Below are 7,702 nucleotides of genomic sequence, written 5' to 3' on the forward strand. Positions count from 1 at the left end.
TGCCGGAGGCTGACTAGAGTGACGCCATGGCTGCTTCCGCGAAGGACTCCCCGGACCTCTCCGCACTCCCCGCGCGGGCGGGGGCGGGCGCGGGCCGCAGCCGGGTCTCGGCCAAGGGCGAGCAGACCAGGGCACGGCTGATCGCCGCCGCGCGGACCCTCCTGGCGGGCGGTATGAGCGAGCGCTTCACCACCCGGAACGTGGCGGCCCTGAGCGGTGTGTCGCACGGGATGTGCCACTACCACTTCCAGGACCGGACCGATCTGGTCCTCGCGGTCGTCGCGGACATGCGCCCCGAGTGGATCCTGCCGCTGGAGGAGGCCGTCGGGGCGCCGGGCTCCTTCGCCGAGCGGGCCGAGCGGGTGGTGGAGCTGCTCTCCCGGCCCGAGGGCGCGGAACTCTCCCACCTCCACTCGGCGCTGCACTGGCACGCCCTGAACGACGACCGGGTCCGCACGTCCCTGGAGGCCGAGTACCGGCGCTGGCGGGGCTGTTTCACCGCCCTGTTCGAGGTGCTCGCCGAGGAGCGGGGCGGGGGCGTCGACGCGCGCCTGCTGGGCGAGGCCGTGGCCGCCGCGGTGGACGGCCTGGCCGCCGTGGAGTCGCTGGGTGCCGAGGTCGACCCGGGCCCGGTGCTGCGCGCGCTGCTCCGCACGCTCGCCGCCGGGACCTGAGCCGCCCCTCCCCCCGGGCCGGTTCAGAGCGCCCGCCGGGCCTCGGCGATCGCGTCCGGGTCCCAGCCCGGCCGGGGGACGGAGTCCAGCAGCAGCCGGGTGTACGGGTGCCGCGGCGCGGCGAGGACCTCCTGCGTCGGGCCGCTCTCGACCACGGCCCCGTGGCGCATCACCACGATCTCGTCGGTGACGGACCGGACGACGCCGAGGTCGTGGGTGATGAACAGGTATCCGATCCCGGTCTCCTCCCTGATGCCGGCGAGCAGGTTGAGGATCTGCGCCTGGACGGACACGTCGAGGGCGGCGACGGCCTCGTCGAGGACGAGTACGGCCGGCTCGACGGCGAGTGCGCGGGCGATGGCCACCCGCTGGCGCTGGCCGCCGGAGAGCTCCCGGGGCCGGGCCTCGGCGGCGCGGGCGCCCAGGCCCACCTGGTCGAGCAGTTCCCGTACCCGCGCGGTGTGGTCGCCGCCGGGGAAGTGCAGGGCGAGGGTTTCGCGCAGGGCGGCCCCGACCGGGGTCCGCGGGTCGAGCGAGAGGTACGGGTCCTGGAAGACCATCTGCACCTGCCGGGCCCGGGCCAGCCGGGCGGTCCGGCCGCGGGTGCGGGCGGGCCGGGGCAGGCCGCGCACGAGGACCTCGCCCGCGTCGGCCCGCTCCAGGCCCACGACGATGCGGGCGGTGGTGGTCTTGCCCGAGCCGGACTCGCCCACGACGCCCAGCGATCCGCCCTCGGGCAGGGTGAAGGACACGTCGTCCGCGGCGCGGACGGTGCCGAAGGTGCGGCGCAGGCCCCTGACCTCCAGCAGGGGCGGGGTGCCGGTGGTGTCATCGGACATCGGCGGTGCTCCCTTCGAGCCGGTCGCTGTGGTGGCAGGCGGTCAGGTGGTCCGGCCGGCCGGGAGCGGGTGCGGGGTGCGGCGCCCGGTGGTCGCAGATCTCCGTGGCGAGCGGGCAGCGGGCGGCGAAGGCGCAGCCGGGCAGCTCCTCGCGCAGGTCGGGCGGGCGGCCGTCGATGGCCGCGAGCCTGCCCCGGGGGCCGTCCATCCGCGGGGTGGAGGCGAGCAGGGCGGCGGTGTACGGGTGCCGCGGCCGGGCGAAGAGGGCCTCGGCGGGCCCGGTTTCGGCGATCCGCCCGGCGTACATGACGTAGACCCGGTCGCTGATGGCGGCGGCGAGGTCGAGGTCGTGGGTGACGAACAGCAGCCCGGTGCCGAAGCATGCGCGCAGCCCCGCGAGCAGCGAGATCACCTCGGCCTGGCTGGTGACGTCCAGGGCGGTGGTCGGCTCGTCGGCCAGCAGGAGGGCGGGGTCGCCCATGAGGGCGGCGGCGATCACGACGCGCTGGAGCATGCCGCCGGAGACCTGGCCGGGGTACTTGCGCAGGACGGACTCGTCCAGGCCGACGGCCCGCAGCAGTTCCGTCGCGCGGGCGGTGGCGGCGGCCCGGTCGAGCGTCCCGTTGAGGAGGACGCTCTCGGTGAGGAAGTCGCCGATGCGGCGCAGGGGGTTGACGGCGGCGCGCGGGTCCTGGAAGACCATGGCGACCGTGCCGGCCCGTACGGCGCCCAGCTCGACCGGGGTCATGGCGAGCACGTCGCGCCCGCAGACCCGTACGGCCCCCTCGGCGCGGGCGCCGGGCGGCAGCAGCCCGAGCGCGCTGCGGGAGGTGATGCTCTTGCCCGAGCCGGACTCGCCGACGAGGGCGACGGTCTCGCCGCGGGCGACGGTGAGGTCGATCCCGTCCAGGACGGGCCGGGCGGTGCCGGGGAGGGTGACCCGCAGCCCGCTGACGTCGAGCGCGTGCTCGGGGGTGGTCGCGGGGGTGCTTCCGGGAGTGTTCATCGGTCTCTCCTGGCGACGCGGTCGGCCCAGCGTTCGCCCACCACGTTGAAGGCGACGACGGTCAGCACGATGACGGCGCAGGGCAGGACCGCGGACAGCGGGTAGCCGTGCTGGATCGCGGTCTGCCCGTCGAAGACCATGCGGCCCCAGTCGGGGGTGAGGGCGGGGACGCCGAGGCCGAGGAAGGACAGTCCGGCGAGGTCCATCAGGGCGTAGCCGAAGTTGATGGTGGACTGGGCGAGGACGACGGGGGCGATGTTGGGCAGGACGTGGCGCAGGCAGATCTGGAGGGCGGAGTGGCCCTGGACCCGGTAGGCGCTGACGTAGGGGCGGGCCGCCTCGGCGAGGACGAGGGAGCGGGTGAGGCGGCTGACGTAGGGCAGGTAGGCGACGGCGAGGGCGATGACCGGGGCGAGCAGTCCTTCGCCGTACACGGAGATGATCAGGATGGCCAGCAGCATGCCGGGGAAGGCGAAGACCAGCTCGGTGCTGCGGGAGAGCACCGAGTCGAGCCAGCCGCCGCGCCAGGCGGCGGCGGTGCCGACGGCGACTCCGGCGAGGGTGGAGAAGGCCACGACGCCGAGCGGGCCGAGCAGGGAGGTCCGGGCGCCGAGCAGCAGCCGGGAGAGGGTGTCGCGGCCGGCGGCGTCGGCTCCGAGGGGGTGCTCGGCGTCGGGGCCGGCGAGGGCGCCCGCCAGGTCGACGGCGTTGGGGTCGTGGGGTACCAGCCAGGGCGCGAGCAGCGCGGCGAGCACGACCAGGCCGACGAGGCCGAGGCAGGCGAGGTGGAGCGGGGATCCGGCGGCGCGGATGCGGGACATGCCGGGGCGGCGGGTCAGTACGGCGGTCATGTGGCGGCCCCTCTGGTGCCGAGGGTGACCCGGGGGTCGACGAGCGGGAGCAGCAGGTCCACGACCAGGTTCACGGCCATGAAGAGGGCCACGATGATCAGCGAGATGGCCTGGACGGTCGGGAAGTCCTTGGTGCTGGTGGACAGTTCGAGGAGCTGGCCGATGCCGCCGACGCTGAAGGCGGTCTCCACCAGGACGGTGCAGACGAGGAGGGTGGAGACGATCAGGCCGCCGGTGGTCAGGACGGTGCCGAGGGAGTTGCGGAACACGTGCCGGCGGATGACCTGGCGTTCCGGTACGCCGCGGCTGCGGGCGACGGTGACGTGGTCGCTGTCGAGGGCTTCGGCCATGGCGGAGCGGGTGACGCGGGCGAGCATGCCGATGAGGTAGAGGGCGAGGGCGGTCGCGGGGAGGGCGAGGTGCCAGAGCTTGTCGGTGAAGCCCTCGCCGGCCCCGCTGCTGGGGAACCAGCCGAGCTTGACGGCGAACAGGCCCTGGAGCAGGACGGCCGCGACGAAGGACGGGGTCCCCACGGCGAAGGTGGTGGTGACGAGCACGGCGGTGTCGGTGGCGCCGCCGCGGACCGCGGCGAGGCGGCCGAGGAACAGTCCGACGGCCACCACCACGACGAGGGCCATGGCGACGAGGAGCAGGGTGGTGGGCAGCCGGTCGGCCAGCAGGCGGGAGACGTCGGTGCGGTAGGTGATGGAGCGGCCGAAGTCGCCCTGGAGGACGTCGCCGAGCCAGCGGCCGTAGCGTACGAGGAAGGGCTCGTCCAGGTGGTACTGGGCCTTGACGGAGGCGAGCGCCTCCGGCGAGGCCGAGCGGCCGGAGAGGAGGAAGCTGGCCGGGTCGCCCGGGGCCAGGTACATGGCCCCGAACACCACGAAGGAGGCGGCGAGCAGGGTGGCGGCCATCTCCCCCAGCCGGCGTGCCGCGAATCGGGCGAAGGTCACTGTGCGGCCCCCACGGCGGCGGCCCACGGGTGGTACATGTACGAGATGGTGGTCGGGGCGCCGGTGATCCGCTTGTTCAGGAACACGGCGGTGGGCCATTCGGCGACGGGGATCCACAGCAGCTGTTCGGCGGCCCGCCGCTGGAGTTCGGCGACGGTCTCCAGGCGCTTGGCCGGGTCGTAGGCGGCGGTGGCCTCGTCGACGAGCTTGTCGTACTCGGGGTCGCTGTGGCCGGCGAAGTTCATGTAGGCGCCGGTCTTGAAGTTCGTCAGCAGGTCGAGCGGGTCGGTGATCGAGTCGTAGTAGGTGAGCGGGAACATGTCGATGCCCTCGCGTGCCTGCGGGTCGGTGAAGAGCGCGGTGAAGGCGTTGGGGGCGATGGTCTTCAGCCGGATGTCGAGGCCGATGCGCGTACCGGCGGCCTGGACGGCGGTGGCGAGGAGGGAGACGTCCTGGCCGATGGAGCTGGTGGCGACGGTCAGGGTCTTGCCGGTGGCGCCGGCCTCCTTGACGAGGGCCTTGGCCCGCTCGATGTCCTGGCCGGCGGGCGGCAGTCCGTCGAAGGCGGTCTTGAGGGTCTGCTCGGGGGCGGCGGCCCAGGCGGCGCGGGTGGTGAGGGAGCTGGTGACGGTGCCGGCGCCGCCGAGTCCGGCCTTGACGAAGCCGGTGCGGTCCAGGGCCAGGGACAGGGCGCGGCGGACGCGGACGTCGCCGAGGGGGCCCTGGGTGTTGGTGACGTTGACGTTGACGGTGCTCAGGCCCTCGCCGAAGTAGAGGGTGCCGACGCCGCTGCCGCGCAGCCGGCCGTAGCTCTCGGTGGGGATGAGGTAGCCGCCGTCGATCTCGCCGCTGAGCATGGCGTTGGTGCGGGCGGAAGGGTCGGTCAGGAAGCGGAAGACGGCCTTCTTGGACTTGGCCCTGGTGCCCCAGTAGCCGTCGAAGCGGTCCAGTTCGATGGACTGGCCCTTGTTCCAGGTGCCGAGCTTGAAGGGGCCGGTGCAGCCGAGGCTGCCGGTGGTGCCGTAGTCCTTGCCCGCGGCCTCGACGACGGCCTTGGAGGCGACGGCCCCGGCGGCGGTGGCCATGTACTGGGGGAACTGGGAGTCGGGCTTCTTGAGCTTGACGGTGACCTGGAGCGGGCCGCTCTTGGTGACGGACTCGACGTTCTGGAAGTTCTGGGCCCAGGCGGCGGCGTTCGCGGGGTCGGTCTGCCGGCCGAGGCTGAAGACCACGTCGTCGGCGGTCATCTCCCCGCCGTCGTGGAAGCGCACGCCGGGCCTCAGGTCGTACACCCAGGTGGTGGGGTCGGGGTTGGAGGCCTTGCGGGCGAGTCCGGGCTCGGTGGTGAGGTCCGGGTTCCAGCGCATGAGGCTCTCGCACACGTTGGACAGGACGGTGTTCTGGGGGTAGTCGAACGCCACCGTGTAGTCGAGGGTGGGCGGTTCGGCGTAGACGGCCCAGGTGAAGGAGTCGATCTCGCCCTTGGCCTCCGGGGTGGAGGCGGACAGTTTGACGTCGGTGACGCCGCCGGACTTGTCCTTCGGCGGGCCCGCACAGGCCGCGAGGAGGGCGAGGGTGGCGAGGACCGCGGTGGCGGCGGCCGCGGTGCGGGGGCCCGCGGGCCAGCGGCGGGGGCGTCTGCCGGTGCGGGGTGGTGGGGTGGTCATCGTCGCGCTCTCTTTTCCGTGAGGGATGCGGGGAGGAGCGGGCGGACCGCGTGGGCGGTCCGCCGGGAAGGGCCTGGTCCGGTCAGCCGGTGGTGGTGCGGGCGGCCGGCACCTGCTGGGTGATGCAGTGGACGCCGCCGCCGCCGAAGGCGATGGCGAGCGCCCGGACGCCGACGACCTTGCGGCCGGGGTGGGCGGAGGCGATCACGGCGAGGGCCTCCTCGTCCTGGGGCAGGCCGGCCACCGGGACGACGACGCCGCCGTTGGCGACGTAGTAGTTGAGGTACGACACCTCGATCTCGCCGCCGGCGAGGTCGGCGAAGGCGGTCTGCGGGACCTCGACGAGCTCCAGGCGGCGGCCCCGGGCGTCGGTGGCGACCTCCAGCACGGCGCGGTTGGCGCGCATCCGGGCGTGGTCCGGGTGGGCCGGGTCCTCGGGGAGGGAGATGACGACGGTGCCGGGCGCGGCGAAGGCCGCGACGCCGTCGACGTGTCCGTCGGTCTCGGTGTCGAGCAGTCCGCCGTACGGCAGCCAGATGACCTTCGTGACGCCGAGCCGGGCCTTCAGCTCGGCCTCGATCTCCGCGCGGCTCATGCCGGGGTTGCGGTTGGGGTGCAGCAGGCACTGCTCGGTGGTGATGAGCGTGCCCTCGCCGTCGACGGTGATCGCGCCGCCTTCGAGGATCATCTCGGAGGGGATGCGCGGGGTGCCCACGTGCTCCAGCAGCAGGGCGCTGACGCGGTCGTCGGAGTCCCACGGGTGGTGCTTGCCGCCCCAGGCGTTGAAGCGGAAGTCGACGCCGGCCCGGTTGCCCTCGGCGTCGAGGACGAACAGCGGGGCGGAGTCGCGGAACCAGGAGTCGTCGAGCGGCAGCTCGATGACGGTGACCGTGTCCCCGCAGTGGGCCCGGGCGTCCTCGGCGTGGCCGGGAGGGGCGACCATCGTGACGGGCTCGAAGGCGGCGATGGCGCGGGCCACGTCGGCGTACTCCTCCTTCACGGCGGGGAGGACGCTGCCCCACAGGTCCGGGCGGGTGGGCCAGGCCATCAGACAGCCCTCGTGCGCGGACCACTCGGCGGGCATACGGTATTCAGCCATCAGGTGTCTCATTTCTTGCGTTGGCGGAGTCTGTCACCCGACTGAAATTTCAGTCAAGAGAAAAGACGTGCGTACGGGTCAGAGGAAGTAGAGGCGGTTGAGGGAGACCGCGTCGGCGGCCCCGGAGCGCAGGGGGGCGCCGTCGAGCGTGACCAGGCCGGTACGGGGGTCCACGTCCACCGCGCCGATGCGGTCGTTGCCGACCATGTCCTTCGGCCCGATGCCGCGGGTGCCGCGTACGGCGACCCGGCGGCGCCGGGTGCCGAGCGAGTCGTACGGGGCGCCGAAGGAGCCCGATTCGGCGGCGGCCCGGCTGACGAAGGCCACCGAGAGGTCGGCGGGGGCTGCGCCGTGGGCCCCGAAGAGCGGGCCGAGGACGAGGGGTTCGCAGGTGTCGGTGGCGGCGTTGGGGTCGCCGGTGACCCCGTACGCGGGGAAGCCGGACTTCAGCACCAGCTGGGGCTTGGCGCCGAAGAACTGGGGGCGCCACAGGACGATGTCGGCGAGCTTGCCGGTCTCGATGGAGCCGATCTCGTGCGCCAGGCCGTGGGCGATGGCCGGGTTGATGGTCAGCTTGGCCATGTACCGCAGGACGCGGGCGTTGTCGTCG

Annotated in this window: 8 protein-coding genes; 1 reads left to right on the forward strand and 7 read right to left on the reverse strand. The window is 73.6% G+C overall.

The features are described 5' to 3' along the window. Positions 1 to 26: 26 nt before the first annotated feature. Entirely contained in the window at positions 27 to 674 is a 648-nt protein-coding gene (locus tag ACQKM2_RS17755) for a TetR/AcrR family transcriptional regulator (protein ID WP_427710702.1), read from the forward strand. A gap of 23 nt (positions 675 to 697) precedes the next feature. Here the strand turns inward: ACQKM2_RS17755 and ACQKM2_RS17760 are convergent, their stop codons facing one another. From ACQKM2_RS17760 to ACQKM2_RS17790, 7 genes are all read right to left on the reverse strand, one after another. After that, positions 698 to 1,513 carry an ABC transporter ATP-binding protein gene (locus ACQKM2_RS17760; protein ID WP_427710704.1) on the reverse strand — a complete coding sequence of 272 codons (816 nt, stop codon included), beginning with the start codon at positions 1,511 to 1,513 and terminating at the stop codon, positions 698 to 700. Continuing rightward, positions 1,503 to 2,519, reverse strand: a complete 1,017-nt coding sequence (locus tag ACQKM2_RS17765; RefSeq protein WP_427710706.1) for an ABC transporter ATP-binding protein — start codon at positions 2,517 to 2,519, stop codon at positions 1,503 to 1,505. The genes ACQKM2_RS17760 and ACQKM2_RS17765 overlap by 11 nt, the downstream gene beginning before the upstream one ends. Further along, positions 2,516 to 3,370, reverse strand: a complete 855-nt coding sequence (locus ACQKM2_RS17770; RefSeq protein WP_427710708.1) for an ABC transporter permease — start codon at positions 3,368 to 3,370, stop codon at positions 2,516 to 2,518. Before ACQKM2_RS17770 ends, ACQKM2_RS17765 begins: the two co-directional genes overlap by 4 nt. After that, positions 3,367 to 4,326, reverse strand: coding sequence for an ABC transporter permease (locus ACQKM2_RS17775; protein WP_427710710.1), 960 nt, complete (start codon positions 4,324 to 4,326; stop codon positions 3,367 to 3,369). Before ACQKM2_RS17775 ends, ACQKM2_RS17770 begins: the two co-directional genes overlap by 4 nt. Continuing rightward, positions 4,323 to 5,993 carry an ABC transporter substrate-binding protein gene (locus ACQKM2_RS17780; RefSeq protein ID WP_427710711.1) on the reverse strand — a complete coding sequence of 557 codons (1,671 nt, stop codon included), beginning with the start codon at positions 5,991 to 5,993 and terminating at the stop codon, positions 4,323 to 4,325. Before ACQKM2_RS17780 ends, ACQKM2_RS17775 begins: the two co-directional genes overlap by 4 nt. Before the next feature lie 82 nt (positions 5,994 to 6,075). Further along, the gene (locus tag ACQKM2_RS17785) at positions 6,076 to 7,092 is read right to left on the reverse strand and encodes an agmatine deiminase family protein (protein ID WP_427710713.1); all 1,017 of its coding nucleotides are present in this window, start codon (positions 7,090 to 7,092) and stop codon (positions 6,076 to 6,078) included. Between the two features lie 78 nt (positions 7,093 to 7,170). Next, on the reverse strand, positions 7,171 to 7,702 hold a 532-nt coding region (locus tag ACQKM2_RS17790), incomplete at its 5' end, for an amidohydrolase family protein (protein WP_427710715.1).

Origin of the sequence: Streptomyces sp. NPDC004126, from assembly GCF_050275515.1 — a bacterium.
In the GTDB taxonomy this organism is placed as follows: Bacteria; Actinomycetota; Actinomycetes; order Streptomycetales; family Streptomycetaceae; genus Streptomyces.